This window comes from Streptomyces sp. B93 (assembly GCF_018070565.1).
Classification (GTDB): domain Bacteria; phylum Actinomycetota; class Actinomycetes; order Streptomycetales; family Streptomycetaceae; genus Streptomyces.
In genome coordinates this window covers 41052-57041 of the sequence record NZ_JAGPXL010000017.1, presented here as the reverse complement: position 1 = coordinate 57041, position 15990 = coordinate 41052, and the positions used below count along the sequence as shown (strand labels likewise).

The following is a 15990-nucleotide window of genomic DNA, read 5'->3' as shown; positions in this document are numbered from 1 at the left end:
GGGAGCGCCGCTCAGTACCCCCGCCACCAGCGCATCAGCCGCTGCCAGGCCCCGCCCCGGGCCACGGGCTCCGGTGGCAGGGCGGGCTCGACCGGTACCGGCGGCGGGGGCTGCGCCGCGGAGCCGGGGACGCTGGGCCTGCTGTCGCCGGTGCTGATCTCCCAGACGGAGCGCTGCCGCGGCAGCGCGTGCAGGGAGGGCTTCTGGAACACGTCCTGCTGCTCGCGGGGTTCGAAGACCACGGGGAGTTCCACCAGGTGCCGGGAGGAGATGGACTCCGTCCAGCGCAGTTCCTCCGCCGGGCAGGCCAGCTCCACGTCCGGCAGCCGCAGCAGCAGCGCGTCCACGCCGACGTCGGCGATGGCGCGGCCGATGTCCTGCCCGGGACACTCGTGCGGCCCGCCGCCGAAGGACAGGTGCGAGCGGTTGCCCTGCATGCCCTCGGTGAGGTCGGGCCGCACCCGGGGGTCGACGTTGCCCGGGGCGGGCGCGAACAGCAGTCCGTCGCCGCGCCGGATGCGCTGCCCGCCCAGCTCGGTGTCCTGCTTGGCGAAGTAGGCGAAGACGGTGCTGAACGGCGGCTCGTCCCACAGCGACTGCTCGACCGCCTCGGGCACGGTGAGCTGGCCGCCGTTGAGCTTGGCGCGGAAGCGCCGGTCCGTGAGGACCATGCGCAGCGCGTTGGCTAGCAGGTTGGCGGTGGCCTCGTAGGCGGCGATGAGCACCACCCGCAGGTGTTCACGGACCTCCTCGTCGGTGAGCCCGGCGGGGTGGGTGATGAGGTAGCTGGCCAGGTCCTTGCCGGGCCGGGCCCGGCGCTCGGCGGCGAGCCGCCCCAGCGCGTCCACGATGTACTGGTTGCTGGCGATGGCGGTCTCGGTGCCCTTGAGCATGTCGCGGGCGGCGTGCACGATCCGGTCGTCGTACTCGCGGGCCATGCCGAGCAGTTCGCACATCACCGCCATCGGCAGATGGTCGGCGAACTCGCCGACGAGGTCGGCCTCGCCCTCCTCGCAGAAGCGGTTGACGAGCATCTGGCTGTAGCGGTTGATGTGCCGCCTCAGGCTGCGGAAGTCGATGGTCGTCATGGCGCCGTTGACCGCGCCGCGCAGCCGCTTGTGCTCGTCGCCCTCGGCGTGCGAGCAGATCGGCTGCCAGGCGATGTGCGGCATGAGCGGGTGGTCGGGCTTGACCGCGCCGTCCCGCAGCGGCGTCCAGATGCGGCTGTCGCGGGAGAACTGGGTGGGCGAACGCACCAGTTGCAGGTTCTCCGCGTGGCCGAGGACCACCCACATCGGTACGTCGTCGTGCAGCAGCACGGGTGCCACGGGGCCGTGCTGCTCGCGCAGGGTCTCGTAGAGGGAGCGGAGGTCCGCCGCCCCCGGGCCGTACAGTCGGTGCACTCCCCCGGGACCGAGGGCGTGCGCGGGGCATTCGGGCGGCGGACCGATGGCGGAGTCGGCCGCATCGGTCGGGGTTGGGGATTCAGACGTCACAGCGAGTCGCTTTCGAAAGCTCGGGTACGGGGCGTACCGGGACCGGCCGCGCGGCGTGCCGCGTCAGGTGAGCGCGCCGCGCGTGGTGAGGGCGTACAGGAAGCGCATCAGGGTCATCAGCGTGTCGCGGCTGGAGGCACGGCGCCGGGCGTCGCACTCCACGATCGGGATCTCGGGGGCCAGGTCGAGCGCGGTGCGCAGTTCGTCGAGGGGGTAACGGGGCGCGTCCGGGAAGGTGTTGATGGCCACCACGAACGGCACCCCGCGCTCCTCCAGCCGCCCCATGACGTCGTAGCTGACCTCCAGACGGCGGGTGTCGACCAGGACGACCGCGCCCAGCGCGCCCTCGAACAGCCCGTTCCACAGGAACCAGAAGCGTTCCTGGCCGGGGGTGCCGAAGAGGTACAGCACGAGTTCCCGGGTGAGGCTGATACGGCCGAAGTCCATGGCGACCGTGGTGGCGGTCTTGGAGTCGGAGCCGCGGTCGTCGTCGATGCCGACCCCGGCCTGGGTCATGGTCTCCTCGGTGGTCAGCGGTTTGATCTCGCTGACCGAGCCCACCATGGTGGTCTTGCCGACCCCGAAGCCGCCCACGATGACGATCTTCACCGCCGCCTGGGTGGTGTGCGGCAGATGGTCCTCGGTGCGCGGGCCCGGGACGGTGTCAGAGCTTTTGAAGTCCATGCATCACCGCTTCGAGGATGGAACGGTCAGGGAGCGCCTGGCGGACGATCGGGGCGCGCGCCTGGATCAGTTCGGCCGTCAGCATGTCGGTGAGCAGCGCGGACACCACGCTGTACGGCAGGTTCAGATAGGCCGAGATCTCGGCCACGGACAGGGGGGCGACGCACAGCCTGAGGACGGCGGCCTGCTCCGGGGTGGTGGAGGCCTTCGGTTCGGCGCGCGCCACGACTAACGCGACCAGGTCGAGCAGCCCGCGCTCGCCGTCCCCGCCGATCACGAAGAGGCGTTCGGGGTTGGGGGGCTTGTCCGGGTCGTCGCCGGACTGCGACGGGTCCGCCTCGGAGGGCGCCTGCGGCTGCGGCGGTGCCTGCTCCGGGAGGCGCCGCTGTCGTTTCGGAGGAGTCATACGACCTTCCCGTTCCGCCTGGGCGGACTGGTCAGGTGCGGCCCGAGCCGGGCGACGAGGTCGCGCATCCGCGAACTCATCATCCCGGGCTCGGTACGGATGTCGGAGAGCACCGCCAGATAGGCGTTGGGGCCCGCCGCCATCAGGTAGAAGTAGCCGCCGTTGACCTCGATGAGGATCATGCGCATCTCCCCGTCGCTGGTCACGATCTCGTCGGAGATGGCGCTGGCCAGACTCTGGAGCCCGGCGCAGGCGGCGGCCACCCGGTCCGCGGTGTCGGGGTCACCGCCCTGGCGGGCGATGCGCAGCCCGTCGGCGGAGAGCACCACGATCATCTGGATGCCGGGGACGCCCTTGTTGAGGTCCGTGAGCATCCAGTCGATGTTCCGTCGGTACTCCATCACTTGGGGTCCCTCTCGTCTTCGGCCTCGGGGCGGGCCCGCTCGTCGGTCGGCTCTGGCGTGGGGGCGTCGTAATAGGAGGCCGGTCGTTTCAGTCCCTCGAAGAAGGCCTCGACCCACAGTCCGGGCGGCGGCTGCTCCTCCTTGGGCTCGGGTTCGGGCTCCGGCTCCGGCATCCGTCCCGCGAGCGCCGCGCGCTCGGCGGCCTCCCGCTCGGCCTTCTCCTGCTGCGCCTGCGCGCGGTACGCCATGATCCGCTGCTCGTGCGGCGGGATGAGCACCCGGCTGCGGCGCTGCGGCAGGCCGTTCTCCGTCCACTCGGTGATGACCGGGCCCTCGTCCTCCGTCTCGGCGCTCGCCCGCACCTTCGGGGCGGTGGGGCGGCGCTTCTTGGGCGGCCGGTTGGGGCCGGGCGGGATCTCGGCCGAGGCGGTGGGCAGCGAGATGGCGCCGATGCCGTGGGCGAGGCCGACGCCGCGCTCGTAGGTGAGCATGTTCATCGGGACGACGAGCACGGCACGGACCCCGCCGTACGCGGAGGGCCGCAGCTGAACCTGCATCTTGTACGTCTTGCACAGCCGTCCGACGACGGCGAGGCCGAGGCGGGGGGCCTTGTCGATCTCCTGGATGTCGATGCCCTCCATGGCCTCCGCGACCAGGCCCTCGACGCGGTTGCGGGTCTCCTCGTTGAAGCTGACCCCGGAGTCCTCGATCTCGATGGCGATGCCGGACTGCACCTCGACCGCGGTGACGTGCACCTTGCTCTGCGGGGGCGAGTAACGGGTGGCGTTGTCGAACAGCTCCGCGCAGGCGTGGATGACGGGTTCGACGTAGATGCCCTTGACGCTGATGCGCGGCACGTTGTCCAGCGTGATCCGGCGGAACTCCAGGATGCGGGACATCGCCCCGCGCAGGGTGCTGTACAGCGACACGGGCAGCGGCCACTGACGGCCGGGCCGGCCACCGCCGAGGACACCGACGGAGTCGGCGAGACGGCCGATCAGCGCGGTGCCGTGGTCGAGGCGGAGCAGGTCGTCGAAGACGGCCGGGTTGGTGCCGTGATCCTCCTCCATCTCCCGCAGTTCGTCGTTCTGCTGGTGGATGATCGCCTGGATGCGGCGGGCGACGTCGACGAACGACCGGGCCAGGGAGTCGCGCATGGCCTGCTCCTGGTCGACGATGCGCATGACCTCGTAGAGCAGCGCCCGCAGCGGTTCGGGCAGTTCCCGGTAGCGCTCGTGGTAGTCGCCCAGCTGGCGGAGGACCTCGTCCGGTGAGACGCCGCCCACCATCCGCCTGAACGCCTCCGGCACGACGTCGTCGGCGAAGTTGTCCATCACCTCCTGCTGGGTGTTGAAACGCCGCTCCCAGTACGCGAGGTGACGGGCGTGGTCGACCTGGAGATTGCGCACCACACGGCCGCGTCGCGCCGCCACGGCGGCGAGCACGAGCAGCAGCAGCACGGCCACGGCACCGCACGCCCCGATCACGTACTGCGCCGGCCGCGACACCAGTGCGACGGCGGCACCGGTCGCCGCCGCCATCACTATGGCGGGCACCAACAGCCATCGCGCGTCGGGCAGTTCATGGTGTCGGGGAGGGGTATAGACACTCACCATGTGGGCCTCTAAGACAAATCGGCTGGGGGACGGCTCAGGGACAGACTGAACCTCAAGGACTCAAAGGGGGAACAAACGCCCGAATACACCTCAACTCGGTGCGCTGCGGGCGAGCTTAGTCCGACCGGATCATCGCCGTGTCATATTCCGCAACCGCCTGAAACACCCGGACGACAGGAGTAGCCTCAAGCCCATTTGCACGCTCGGAGATCATGGGAACACATTCCGTGACGGCGTACGGGCGTACGAAATCCGCTCACCGTCACGGGTGAGGGAACCCTCCGGCCACGACAAAGGGCCGGGCGGGGCGTCACCGCCCCGGCCCGGCCCTGAGGCCCTGCCCCGTCAGCCCACGGACGAGTAGGCGACGACCCCGCGCAGCAGACCGTCCACGGCCTTGCGGGCGTTCTTCACCACCGTCGACCCCGCGGGCGCCGCCGCCTGGATCTGCCCCAGCACGTCGATGACCTGCTTGCACCAGCGCACGAAGTCACCGGCGGGCATCTCCGCCTCCCGCAGCACCTCGTCGAGGCCCTTGCCGCTGGCCCACATGTACGCCGCCCACGCGAACCCGAGATCCGGCTCCCGCTGTCCGACGCCCTCGGTCTGCGTGATCCGGAAGTCCTCCTCCAGCGCGTCCAGACGGCCCCAGATCCGCACCATCTCGCCCAGCGCGGCCTTCGCCTTCCCCGACGGCAGCTTCGGCGCCATCGCGTCGTCCGCGACCCGCGACTCGTACACCAACGCCGAGACGCACGCGGCCAGTTCGGCGGGGGCCAGCCCCTCCCAGACGCCTTCGCGCAGGCACTCGCTCGCCAGCAGGTCCAGCTCGCCGTACAGCCGCGCCAGCCGCTTGCCGTGCTCGGTGACCTCGTTGTCCCGCAGGTAGTCCAGCTCGGTCAGCAGCGCCACGATCCGGTCGAAGGTCCGCGCGATGGTGTTGGTGCGCCCCTCGATCCGCCGCTCCAGCTGCGAGGTGTCCCGCAGCAGCCGGTAGTAGCGCTCGGCCCAACGGGCGTGGTCCTCACGGTCGTTGCAGCCGTGGCAGGGGTGCGCCCGCAGCTCGGTCCGCAGCCGGGCGATCTCCCGGTCGTCCGCCGCCGCCGACCGCCGCTTGCGCTGCCGCTCCGCCGGGATGTGCCCCGCCTTGGTGCGCAGCGCGGACGCCAGGTCCCGACGGGACTGCGGGGAACGCGGGTTGAACGACTTCGGGATCCGCATCCGCTCCAGCGCCTCCACCGGCACCGGGAAGTCGATCGACGCCAGCCGCTTGACCTGCCGCTCCGCCGTCAGCACCAGCGGCCTCGGCCCGTCGTGCTGCTCGAAGCCGCGGTGCCCGTTGGACCGACCGGCGGGCAGCCCCGGGTCCAGCACCAGCGCCAGACCGGCGTACTTCCCGGTCGGCACATGGATCACGTCGCCCGGCTTCAGCCGCTCCAGCGCAACCGCCGCCTCCGCACGGCGCTGTACGGCACCCTGCCGGGCCAGCTCGGTCTCGCGGTCCTTCAGCTCCCGCCGCAGCCGCGCGTACTCCTCGAAGTCCCCGAGATGGCAGGTCATCGAGGCCTTGTAGCCTTCCAGACCCTCCTCGTTGCGCTGCACCTGCCGGGAGATCCCGACCACCGAACGGTCCGCCTGGAACTGCGCGAACGACGTCTCCAGCAGTTCCCGCGACCGGTGCCGCCCGAACTGCTCGACCAGGTTCACCGCCATGTTGTACGACGGTTTGAAGCTGGACCGCAGCGGATACGTCCGCGTCCCCGCGAGCCCCGCCAGGTGCTCCGGGCTCATCCCCCGCTGCCACAGCACCACCGCATGACCCTCGACGTCGATGCCGCGCCGCCCGGCCCGCCCGGTGAGCTGGGTGTACTCGCCCGGGGTGATGTCGGCGTGCTGCTCGCCGTTCCACTTGACGAGCTTCTCCAGCACCACCGACCGCGCGGGCATGTTGATGCCCAGCGCCAGCGTCTCGGTGGCGAAGACGGCCTTCACCAGGCCCCGGACGAACAGTTCCTCGACGACCTCCTTGAAGGTCGGCAGCATGCCCGCGTGGTGCGCGGCGATACCGCGCTCCAGGCCCTCCAGCCACTCGTAGTAGCCGAGGACGTGCAGGTCCTCCGCCGGGATCGACGCGGTCCGCTCCTCCACCAGGGAGCGCACCTTCTCGCGCGCCTCCTCGTCGTTCAGCCGCAGTCCCGCGTACAGGCACTGCTGGACCGCGGCCTCGCAGGCGGCCCGGCTGAAGATGAAGGTGATCGCGGGCAGCAGCCCCTCGGCGTCGAGCCGCTCTATGACCTCGGGTCTGCCGGGCGTCCACACGCGCGAGCGCTGCCGCCGCTCCCGCTCCCGGTCGGCCTCGCGCATCGCGCGCCCACGCCGCCGGTCCTGGTACGAGGGCCGGGTGGCCTCCATCCGCGCCAGCCGGGTGAGGTCGGGGTTGACGGCCTTCTTCTGGCCCTCGCCCTCCTCGAACAGGTCGTACATCCGCCGCCCGGCGAGCACGTGCTGGAACAGCGGCACCGGCCGGTGCTCGGAGACGATGACCTCGGTGTCACCACGGACGGTGTCCAGCCAGTCACCGAACTCCTCGGCGTTCGACACCGTCGCCGACAGCGACACCAGCGTCACCGACTCCGGAAGGTGGATGATCACCTCTTCCCATACGGCGCCCCGGAACCGGTCGGACAGGTAGTGCACCTCGTCCATCACCACATAGCCGAGCCCCAGCAGCGTCTGGGAGCCCGCGTACAGCATGTTCCGCAGCACCTCGGTGGTCATCACGACCACGGGGGCGTCGGAGTTGACGCTGTTGTCGCCGGTGAGCAGGCCTACCTTGCCGGAGCCGTAACGGCGGCACAGGTCGGCGTACTTCTGGTTGGACAGCGCCTTGATGGGGGTGGTGTAGAAGCACTTCCTGCCCTGTTCCAGGGCGAGATGGACGGCGAACTCGCCGACGATCGTCTTGCCGGAGCCCGTGGGGGCGGCGACCAGCACGCCCTTCCCCGCCTCGAGGGCCTGGCAGGCCTCGATCTGGAAGGGGTCGAGGCCGAAGTCGTACATCTCGCGGAAGGACGCGAGCGCGGTGGCCTGCTCGACAGCCCGCTTCCGGGCTGCCGCGTACCGCTCGGCCGGTGAGAGGTCCTCTGTCATCGTACTTTCGAGCGTACCGGGCCCCACCGACAACAGGACGATCATTATCCGGATCAGCGGCTGTGAATCCGGTGATACGCGCAGTTCAGGGGCCTACGACCCGGACCGCGCCGGGCACACAGCGCACGCTCAGCGGCAGCGGACCGAGCGGTTCGCCGTCGGCGTACCCGGTGATGCCCTCCGCCGCCAGCTCCACCCGGGCCGCCCGGTACACGTTCACCTTGGGATGGTTCACGTGCCCGCCCCGGTAGACCGACGGGAAGACCCGCAGCAGGGTCGCCCGGCCGCAGTCCCCGACCACGGTGACGTCGAACAGCCCGTCGGTGGGGTCCGCGCCGGGACAGATCCGCATCCCACCGCCGTACGACGCCCCGTTGCCGACCGCGACCAGCGTCGCCTCGATCTCGCGCACCTCACCACCGTCCAGGCCGATCCGGTACGGGAACGGCTTGAACGCGGCGAGTTCGGCGAGCATCGCCAGGTCGTACTTGAGCCGCCCGGCGGGCCGGCGCATCCGGTTGCCGCGGTCGTTGACGCGGGAGTCGAAACCGGAGGCGAGGACGGTGCCGAACCAGTGGTCGCCGACCCTGCCGAGGTCGATGTCGCGCAGCCGGGCCCCCTTGAGGGCCTCCGCGACGGCCCGGCCCGCGGCGGCCGGGTCACGCACCGGCAGGCCCAGGGTGCGGGCGAAGTCGTTGCCGGTGCCCACCGCGACCACACCGAGCGGGGTGGGCGTCCCCGCGACCGCCTGGAGCGCGAGGTTCACCATCCCGTCGCCGCCCACGGCGACCAGCGCGCCGGTGCCCTCCGCGACGGCGGCACGCGCGCGGGCGAGGGCGTCCGGAGCGCTCACCCCGACGACGGTGCGTACCCGGAACCCGGCGTCCCGCAAAGCCGAAGCGGCCGGCCGCGCCGCGTGGGCGCCCCGGCCGCGTCCCGCGGTGGGGTTGACGACGATGGTGATCTCGCTGCTCACGGGAGCGACCCTACGAGCCACCCGGCGATCTTCAGGTCACGTCGTCATAACCGTTGACCCGGTCCGTGCTCGCCTGCTCGGGCAGGGCCGCGCGGCCGGTGCTGACCGGCTCGACCTCACCGATGTCCTCGGGCGTGAGATCGAGGTCGGAGGCCTCGTCGTCGGCCGGGCCCAGCGCCTCACGGCGGCGCCTGCGGCGGTCGTTGACCAGCGAGATGGCGACGGCGGCGAAGTACAGCACCCAGATCGGCCCGGCGAGCGCCATCATCGTCAGCGGGTCGGTGCTGGGGGTGGCGATGGCCGCGAACAGGGTGATGCCCATGATCATGGCGCGCCACCAGCCGAGCATCCGCTTGCCGGAGATGGCGCCGGAGAAGTTGAGCATCACCAGCAGCAGCGGCAGTTCGAAGGAGAGACCGAAGACGACGACCATGCGCGTGACCAGGTCGAGCAGGTCGTCGAGCGGCAGGAGGTTGTCGACACCGAACGGCGTGAACTCGATCAGGACCTTCGCCGTGGTGGGCAGCACCCGGTAGGCGAAGTAGGCGCCGCCGAGGAAGAGCGGGAAGCCGGTGGCGACGAACGCGTAGGCGTACTTCTTCTCGTGCCGGTGCAGTCCGGGCGCGACGAACGCCCACAGCTGGTACAGCCAGACCGGCGACGCCAGCACCACGCCGGCCATCAGGGAGACCTTGAGCGCCAGCGTGAACGGGGTGAGCAGACCGTTGATGGTGATCTGCGCGCACGGCTCGGCGTCGTCCTTGGCGCGCGCCAGCTCCTCGAACGACTGCGAGCAGCCGACCGACTTCAGGATCGGCTCGGTGAAGAAGTTGATGATGTCGTTGTAGAAGAAGGCGGCGACGATCGTCACGAGGACGATCGCCAGCAGCGCCTTCGCGAGCCGGTTGCGTAGCTCACGAAGGTGCTCCGCGAGGGGCATCCGCCCCTCGGGATCCTTCTCCTTGTTGCGGGCAGGCTTCAGCAACCCACGTTCCCATCTCGTGCGGCGGGCCGGAGGTCACCGGCCCTGCGTCAGCGCTTGGTCGTGTCCGTCGGCTCGGTGACCGGGCGGGAGCTGGTCACGTCACCGGGCGCGGCCTGGATGATGCGCTGGGCGGGGCCCTGCTGGTCGTCCTGCTGCTGCGGCGGGTCGGCCGGGGCGGAGGACTTGTCGTCCTTCATCGCCTTCGCCTCGCTCTTGAGGATGCGCGCGGACTTGCCGAGCGAGCGGGCCATGTCCGGAAGCTTCTTCGCGCCGAACAGCAGGATGATGACGACGAGGATGAGAATGATCTCGGGGGCTCCGAGCCTTCCGAACATAAGTCTTTACCTTCTCACCGAGGCGGCTTGGGTGGGTGCTGTCCGACCGGTCGGACAGGTGTCCGACCGACCGTGCTTGTCAGCGATCGTAACGCTCAGGGGTGAACGTGAGGCAATCCCCGTGCGTACTCCCGGCCGCGGTCCGGGCCTCGTTTACCGGGCCGCGATCAGCAGCGTACCTGCCGCACGGCCCAACTCGACAGGGTGAAGCCACCCCCGGACCCCCGGTCCGCGGAACTCACGGAAGCCCTCCAGCGGACCCACAGCGCGTCCCTAGTGACGCTGGACGTCCGCCGTCACAGCGTGTCCGCCGACCGGGCCGCGCTCACCGCCGCCCGCTCCAGATCCTCGGCGGCCCGGTCGACCCGCCGCGCGGAGTCCGCGACCTGCCTGCCCAGCCGCTCCGCCTCCACGAAGACCCGCACCGCGAGCACCCCAATGACCAACAACCCCAGAAACCCCAGCGCCACCGCGAACATCGCCCAGAACATGACGCCGAGCCTAGAGGCTCCTAGACCGTGGAGTGCAGACGGAGGGTGCGGACGCCGCCGCCGGTGAGCAGTTGCACGATCCGCTCGCCCGCGGGCTTGCGGACCAGCACACCACAGTCGGGGCAGGTGAACGAGTAGAAGGTGGTACGGCTGCTGCCGCCGATCGCCAGCCGCAGCGCGCTCGCGGCGAGTTCGAACCGGCCCCGGCAGTCCGGGCAGCCCGCCTTGAACACCACGGGCACCACGCTGCGCATCCCGGCGAACGCGGCCGCCACCGACATGCCCCCCGCCCCGGACGTCACCGACTCGCTCACAGTCCTCGCTCCTGCCTGTCGTACCGGCCGTCGTGCCCCTCACGCACCCCGCCCGGCGGCGCCTCCCCGGCCGCCTCGAGGCCGTCGTACGCCGCCAGCGCCTCCCGGGCCGCCCGGCGGGCGCTGTCGGCCAGCTCACGCGGGGCGACGATGCGGCCGTCCCGCCCGAGCCGCAGCGCCAGCCGCCGCAACGACGCCGGATCGGGGGTGCGCAGAGAGATACGGAGCCCGCCGTCGGGAAGCTCATCGGCACTGTCGTGCGGGTAGTACTCCGCGACCCAGCGCCCGCCCGGCCCGACCTCGACGACGACCTCCGGGTCCTCCGCCGCGGGCTGCACCAGCCCTTCGGACAGGTCCCGCAACTCCACCTCGGGCGGCGCGGACGGCTCGTCCAGGACCTTGATCTCGGCGACCCGGTCGAGGCGGAAGGTGCGGCGCGCCTCCGAGCGGTAGCACCAGCCCTCCACATAGGTGTGGCCGACGCTGACCAGCCGGATCGGGTCGACCTCCCGCTCGGTGACCTCGTCGCGGGCCGGGGAGTAGTAGCGGATCCACAGCCTGCGCCGCTCCGAGATCGCCCGGTCGACGTCCGCGAAGACCCCGCCCTCCGACTCGAACGTCACCGACAGCCGGGAACTGGCACCGGCCGCCTCGCCGGCCGCCGCCTCCACCTTCGCCGTCGCCCGCAGCAGCGCCTGCCGGTCGCCCTCGCGCAGCCCCGGCAGGGTGGCCACCGCGCGGGCCGCCACCAGCAGCGCCGTCGCCTCGTCCGCGGCCAGCCGCAGCGGCTCCGCCGCCTCAGCGCCGAGCGCGGCCGGGTTGTGCCACCAGATCCGCTCACCGTCGGTGTCGATGTCGAGCAGGTCACCGCCGCGGAAGCTGGTCCCGCACAGCGGCAGCACATCGAGGTCGGAGATCAGCTCGTCCTCGGTGATCCCGAAGGCGCGGGCGACGTCCTCCACCCGGGCACCGGGACGCTCCCGCAGATAGGTCACCAGGGAGAGCATCCGCCGGGTCTGGTCGATGGCGTTCACGGGCCTGACCGGTTTGCCAGCCACTTGCTTTTCCGCTCCCCCTCAGCCCTTGGCCACGGCACGCAGCCGGTCCACCACATCGGCCCGCAGCTCGGCCGGCTCCAGGACCACCACATCGGGCCCGAACTCCACCAGCCAGGCGTCCAGGCCGTGCCCGTACGGAATCTCCAACTCGTCCCAGCCGTCGCCGAGTTCCCGGACCGAGACGGCCTTGGCCCGCAGGGGGAACCCGGAGCCGGACCGCAGCCGGATCCGTGCCGTACGGTCGGCGATCTCCCCGGCCCAGCTCGCGACCGTCTCCCGCACCGTCACCACATCGGGCACCGGCGCGCTGTAGCGGCCGCTGCGGGTGCGCACCCGGCCGGTGATCCGCGACAGCCGGAACACCCGCTCGGCGCCCCGGTCACGGTCGAAGCCCGCCAGGTACCAGTGCCCGCGCCAGCACTCCAGTGCCCAGGGCTCCACATGCCGGGGCTCCGGACGGGCGGCGGTGGCCTTGCGGTAGTCGAAGACGACGGGACGGCGGTCGCGGCAGGCCAGCATCAGCGGCTCGAACGCCGCCTCGTGCACGGGGATACGGGGCTCCAGAGCGCCGTGCGCCTCGTACGGGTCGACGTCCTCGGGCAGCCCGGCCGCGCGCAGCTTCTGGAGCGCGCCGCTGGCCGCGCCCGCGAGCCGGGCCTGCTGCCAGACCTTGGCGGCCAGCCCCAGCGCGGCGGCCTCCTCGGCGTCGAGGGTGATCGGCGGCAGCCGGTTGCTGTCCCGGCGCGCGAGATAGCCGACCTCGCCGTCCAGGCTCTCCACGGTCTCGATGACCAGCCCCAGCTCGCGCAGATCGTCCTTGTCCCGCTCGAACATCCGGTTGAAGGAGTCCTCGGAGCCCGCCGCACCCTGCCCCGGCCTCACAGCCTCGACGTATGCCTCGATGGAATCCCGCAGCTCGCGCTTGCTGAGCGGTCGCCGGGTCCCGAGCAGACACAGCGCGAGGTTCATCAGCCGCTCGGCCTTGGCAATGGCCATCGACGCCCTTCGCCTTCCCTATGGTGCTTCTGACCGATGACCGTACCGCTCCGCGGTGCCGCGACAAAAGCCGAGGGCCCATGCCCAGACAGGCATGGACCCCGACCGGTCGACTCCGGTCAAACGGATACGACGATCAGACCCCGAGCAGGTCGACCACGAAGATCAGGGTCTCGCCGGGCTTGATCGCCGGGGTCGGGCTCTGGTTGCCGTACGCGAGGTGCGCCGGGATCGTCAGCTGACGGCGGCCGCCCACCTTCATGCCCTGGACACCCTGGTCCCAGCCCTTGATGACCCGGCCCCCGCCCAGCGGGAAACGGAACGGCGTGCCGCGGTTCCAGCTGGCGTCGAACTCCTCGCCCGTGCTGAACGCGACACCCACGTAGTGCACGGTGACGGTCTGACCCGCCTGCGCGACCTCGCCGTCGCCCTCCCAGATGTCCTTGATCTCCAGCTCCGCCGGGGGCTCGCCGCCCGGGAAGTCGATCTCGGGCTTGTCGATGCTCACGTTCTTTCAGCTCCCTGCGTGTGACGGAAAGGCAACGGACACAGTCTTACATCCCGCCGCGATCACATCTTCGCCAGGACATCCACCGAGAACACCAGCGTGGAGTCCTTCTTGATGTCGCTGCCGCTCGGCGGCTGGTCGCCGTACCCCAGCTTCGGCGGGATCACGATGAGCACCCGGCTGCCGACCTTCTTCCCGGTCAGCCCCTGCGCCCAGCCCTTGACGACCTGCTGGAGCGAGAACGAGGTCAGCGCGTCCCGCCCGTACGTCGAGTCGAACTCCTTGCCGCCGTCCCACAGCACACCCTTGTACTGCACCAGCACGCTGTCCTCGGCACCGACCTCCGGGCCGTCGCCCTCGATGACGTAGTTCGCCACCAGGTCCGTCGGCGCCTCGGCGTCGGGGATCTCGATGGCGGGGGCCTTGCCGTCGGTGTTCGTGCCCACCTTCGGCACGTCGATGTCGTCCTGGGCGACGTCGGTGCCCTCCGCCGAGCTCCGGGAGTTGAACGTGGCCTGGAGGTCCACCACGAACACGAGCGTGTCCGTGCCCTTGATGCCCGCGTTCTCGTTGCCGCCCTCGCCGTACCCCCAGGTCGGCGGCACCGAGAACAGCACCCGGCTGTCCGTCTTCTTCCCGGTCAGCGCGTAACGCCAGCCGTCGATGATGCTGCCCTGCGACAACTGGATGACCAGCGGCGTCTTACGGTCGTAGGAGTTGTCGAAGACCTTCGCCGTGTCCCACACCTGGCCCAGGTAGTTCGCCTGGATGTAGTCACCCTCAGCGACCGTGCGCCCCCCGCCCGCGATCAGCGTCTTCACCGCCAACTGGTCCGAGGGCTCCCCCGGCCCCTTCGCCACCGTCGGCTTCTCGTCGAACTTCGTCCCCGCCGTCACCTCCGGCAACGGCCCGTCGACGATCTTCGGCGCGGGAGCCTCGGACGACGTGGCCCCGTCGGTCGGCGCCGCGCTGTCGCTGGCCTTGCCGGAGTCGGAACCCTCGTCACCACATGCGGCGAGCGTCGCCAGTCCGGCGGGTACGGCGATGAGAAGTGAGCGTCGGCGCACGATATGAGCCTCGTAATCGATCGGTCCAACGGATGGGGTGCGCGCAAACTCTACGGCGTGAGAAGGGCGCCGTACGTGAAACGTCCGGCGCCCGTGTTGCGTTCCGGGATTCCTGCGGTACCCCGTAGCGCTCCTCTCACATCCCGGCGATCAGCTTCTCCACCCGGTCGTCCACCGAACGGAACGGGTCCTTGCACAACACCGTGCGCTGCGCCTGGTCGTTCAGCTTCAGATGCACCCAGTCCACCGTGAAGTCCCGGCGCTGCTCCTGCGCCCGCCGGATGAAGTCACCGCGCAACCGGGCCCGAGTCGTCTGCGGCGGCACCGACTTGCCCTCGAAGATCTTCAGGTCGTTGCAGATCCGCGCCGCCTGCCCCTTCTTCTCCAGCAGGTAGTACAGCCCACGACGACGGTGGATGTCGTGGTAGGCGAGGTCTATCTGCGCGACCCGCGGATGCGACATGGTCATGTTGTGCTTGGCGCGGTACCGCTCCAGCAGCTTGTACTTCATGACCCAGTCGATCTCGGTGCCGATCCGGTCGAGGTCCTCCGTCTCGATCGCGTCCAGCGTGCGGCCCCACAGCTCCAGCACCTGCTCCACCGTGCCGGTGCGGATACCGCGCCGCTCGCAGAAGTCCACCGCCTTCTCGTAGTACTCCCGCTGCACCTCCAGCGCCGACGCCTCCCGGCCGCTGGCCAGCCGCACCTTGCGGCGGCCCGTGATGTCATGGCTGACCTCACGGATCGCCCGGATCGGGTTCTCCAGGGTCAGGTCCCGCATCACCGTGCCCGCCTCGATCATGCGGAGCACCAGATCGGTCGCGCCGACCTTCAGCAGCATCGTCGTCTCGGACATGTTCGAGTCACCGACGATGACATGCAGACGGCGGTAGCGCTCCGCGTCCGCGTGCGGCTCGTCGCGCGTGTTGATGATCGGACGGGAACGGGTCGTCGCCGACGACACGCCCTCCCAGATGTGTTCCGCCCGCTGACTGACGCAGTACACCGCGCCCCGCGGCGTCTGGAGCACCTTCCCGGCACCGCACAACAGCTGCCGGGTCACGAGAAACGGGATCAGAATGTCCGCGAGGCGGGAGAACTCCCCGTGCCGCGCCACCAGATAGTTCTCATGGCAACCGTATGAGTTGCCCGCCGAGTCCGTGTTGTTCTTGAACAGGTAGACGTCGCCCGCGATTCCCTCCTCGTGCAGGCGTCGTTCGGCGTCCACCAACAGCCCTTCGAGAATGCGCTCGCCGGCCTTGTCGTGCGTGACCAGCTCCGTCACGTTGTCACATTCGGGTGTCGCGTATTCCGGATGCGAGCCCACGTCGAGATAGAGGCGGGCACCGTTCCGCAGAAACACATTGCTGCTGCGGCCCCATGACACGACACGGCGGAAGAGGTACCGCGCCACCTCGTCAGGCGACAGACGGCGCTGTCCCCTGAACGTGCACGTGACGCCGTACTCGTTCTCCAGCCCGAAAATGCGGCGGTCCATGACTGA

General features: G+C 70.4%; 16 protein-coding genes. All 16 read right to left on the bottom strand.

What is annotated here, in order from left to right; genetic code table 11:
• Positions 1-11: 11 nt before the first annotated feature.
• The 16 genes from KBY47_RS18585 to pafA all read right to left on the bottom strand — a co-directional run bounded on the left by KBY47_RS18585 (position 12) and on the right by pafA (position 15984).
• The gene (locus KBY47_RS18585) at positions 12-1496 is read right to left on the bottom strand and encodes a cytochrome P450 (RefSeq protein WP_210922281.1); all 1485 of its coding nucleotides are present in this window, start codon (positions 1494-1496) and stop codon (positions 12-14) included.
• A 63-nt stretch (positions 1497-1559) separates the two neighbouring features.
• Positions 1560-2180, bottom strand: a complete 621-nt coding sequence (locus KBY47_RS18580; protein ID WP_210922280.1) for an ATP/GTP-binding protein — start codon at positions 2178-2180, stop codon at positions 1560-1562.
• Complete coding sequence (locus KBY47_RS18575; protein WP_210922279.1) at positions 2161-2586, bottom strand: DUF742 domain-containing protein; 426 nt, start codon at positions 2584-2586, stop codon at positions 2161-2163. The genes KBY47_RS18580 and KBY47_RS18575 overlap by 20 nt, the downstream gene beginning before the upstream one ends.
• On the bottom strand, positions 2583-2987 hold the full coding sequence (locus tag KBY47_RS18570; protein WP_247694894.1) for a roadblock/LC7 domain-containing protein: 405 nt from the start codon (positions 2985-2987) through the stop codon (positions 2583-2585). The genes KBY47_RS18575 and KBY47_RS18570 overlap by 4 nt, the downstream gene beginning before the upstream one ends.
• Entirely contained in the window at positions 2987-4606 is a 1620-nt protein-coding gene (locus tag KBY47_RS18565) for a sensor histidine kinase (RefSeq protein WP_210922277.1), read from the bottom strand. The genes KBY47_RS18570 and KBY47_RS18565 overlap by 1 nt, the downstream gene beginning before the upstream one ends.
• A gap of 345 nt (positions 4607-4951) precedes the next feature.
• Positions 4952-7801, bottom strand: a complete 2850-nt coding sequence (locus KBY47_RS18560; protein ID WP_210922276.1) for an RNA helicase — start codon at positions 7799-7801, stop codon at positions 4952-4954.
• 40 nt (positions 7802-7841) lie between these two features.
• The gene (locus KBY47_RS18555; protein ID WP_210922275.1) at positions 7842-8732 is read right to left on the bottom strand and encodes a diacylglycerol kinase; all 891 of its coding nucleotides are present in this window, start codon (positions 8730-8732) and stop codon (positions 7842-7844) included.
• A 31-nt stretch (positions 8733-8763) separates the two neighbouring features.
• A complete protein-coding gene (gene tatC / locus KBY47_RS18550; protein WP_210922274.1) occupies positions 8764-9717 on the bottom strand; it encodes a twin-arginine translocase subunit TatC in 954 nt (317 codons plus the stop codon).
• Between the two features lie 47 nt (positions 9718-9764).
• Positions 9765-10052, bottom strand: a complete 288-nt coding sequence (gene tatA, locus KBY47_RS18545) for a Sec-independent protein translocase subunit TatA (RefSeq protein WP_210922273.1) — start codon at positions 10050-10052, stop codon at positions 9765-9767.
• Positions 10053-10348: 296 nt separating this feature from the next.
• A complete protein-coding gene (locus tag KBY47_RS18540) occupies positions 10349-10543 on the bottom strand; it encodes a hypothetical protein (protein WP_210922272.1) in 195 nt (64 codons plus the stop codon).
• Between the two features lie 20 nt (positions 10544-10563).
• The gene (locus KBY47_RS18535; RefSeq protein WP_210922271.1) at positions 10564-10857 is read right to left on the bottom strand and encodes a hypothetical protein; all 294 of its coding nucleotides are present in this window, start codon (positions 10855-10857) and stop codon (positions 10564-10566) included.
• Positions 10854-11915, bottom strand: coding sequence for a YafY family protein (locus KBY47_RS18530; protein WP_210922270.1), 1062 nt, complete (start codon positions 11913-11915; stop codon positions 10854-10856). The genes KBY47_RS18535 and KBY47_RS18530 overlap by 4 nt, the downstream gene beginning before the upstream one ends.
• An 18-nt stretch (positions 11916-11933) precedes the next feature.
• Positions 11934-12911: a YafY family protein gene (locus tag KBY47_RS18525; RefSeq protein WP_210922269.1), complete on the bottom strand. Its 978-nt coding sequence runs from the start codon at positions 12909-12911 to the stop codon at positions 11934-11936.
• Between the two features lie 136 nt (positions 12912-13047).
• On the bottom strand, positions 13048-13419 hold the full coding sequence (locus KBY47_RS18520; protein WP_210922268.1) for an FKBP-type peptidyl-prolyl cis-trans isomerase: 372 nt from the start codon (positions 13417-13419) through the stop codon (positions 13048-13050).
• A 62-nt stretch (positions 13420-13481) separates the two neighbouring features.
• Entirely contained in the window at positions 13482-14486 is a 1005-nt protein-coding gene (locus KBY47_RS18515; protein ID WP_210922267.1) for an FKBP-type peptidyl-prolyl cis-trans isomerase, read from the bottom strand.
• A gap of 136 nt (positions 14487-14622) precedes the next feature.
• Positions 14623-15984: a Pup--protein ligase gene (gene pafA / locus KBY47_RS18510; RefSeq protein ID WP_119101884.1), complete on the bottom strand. Its 1362-nt coding sequence runs from the start codon at positions 15982-15984 to the stop codon at positions 14623-14625.
• Positions 15985-15990: the final 6 nt, after the last annotated feature.

Bases quoted from the DNA above. Each gene is read 5' to 3' on its own strand.
- KBY47_RS18580 (WP_210922280.1), bottom strand. From the start codon at position 2,180: ATGGACTTCAAAAGCTCTGACACCGTCCCGGGCCCGCGCACCGAGGAC.
- KBY47_RS18575 (WP_210922279.1), bottom strand. From the start codon at position 2,586: ATGACTCCTCCGAAACGACAGCGGCGCCTCCCGGAGCAGGCACCGCCG.
- KBY47_RS18570 (WP_247694894.1), bottom strand. From the start codon at position 2,987: ATGGAGTACCGACGGAACATCGACTGGATGCTCACGGACCTCAACAAG.
- KBY47_RS18565 (WP_210922277.1), bottom strand. From the start codon at position 4,606: ATGGTGAGTGTCTATACCCCTCCCCGACACCATGAACTGCCCGACGCG.
- KBY47_RS18560 (WP_210922276.1), bottom strand. From the start codon at position 7,801: ATGATCGTCCTGTTGTCGGTGGGGCCCGGTACGCTCGAAAGTACGATG.
- tatA (WP_210922273.1), bottom strand. From the start codon at position 10,052: ATGTTCGGAAGGCTCGGAGCCCCCGAGATCATTCTCATCCTCGTCGTC.
- KBY47_RS18540 (WP_210922272.1), bottom strand. From the start codon at position 10,543: ATGTTCTGGGCGATGTTCGCGGTGGCGCTGGGGTTTCTGGGGTTGTTG.
- KBY47_RS18525 (WP_210922269.1), bottom strand. From the start codon at position 12,911: ATGGCCATTGCCAAGGCCGAGCGGCTGATGAACCTCGCGCTGTGTCTG.
- pafA (WP_119101884.1), bottom strand. From the start codon at position 15,984: ATGGACCGCCGCATTTTCGGGCTGGAGAACGAGTACGGCGTCACGTGC.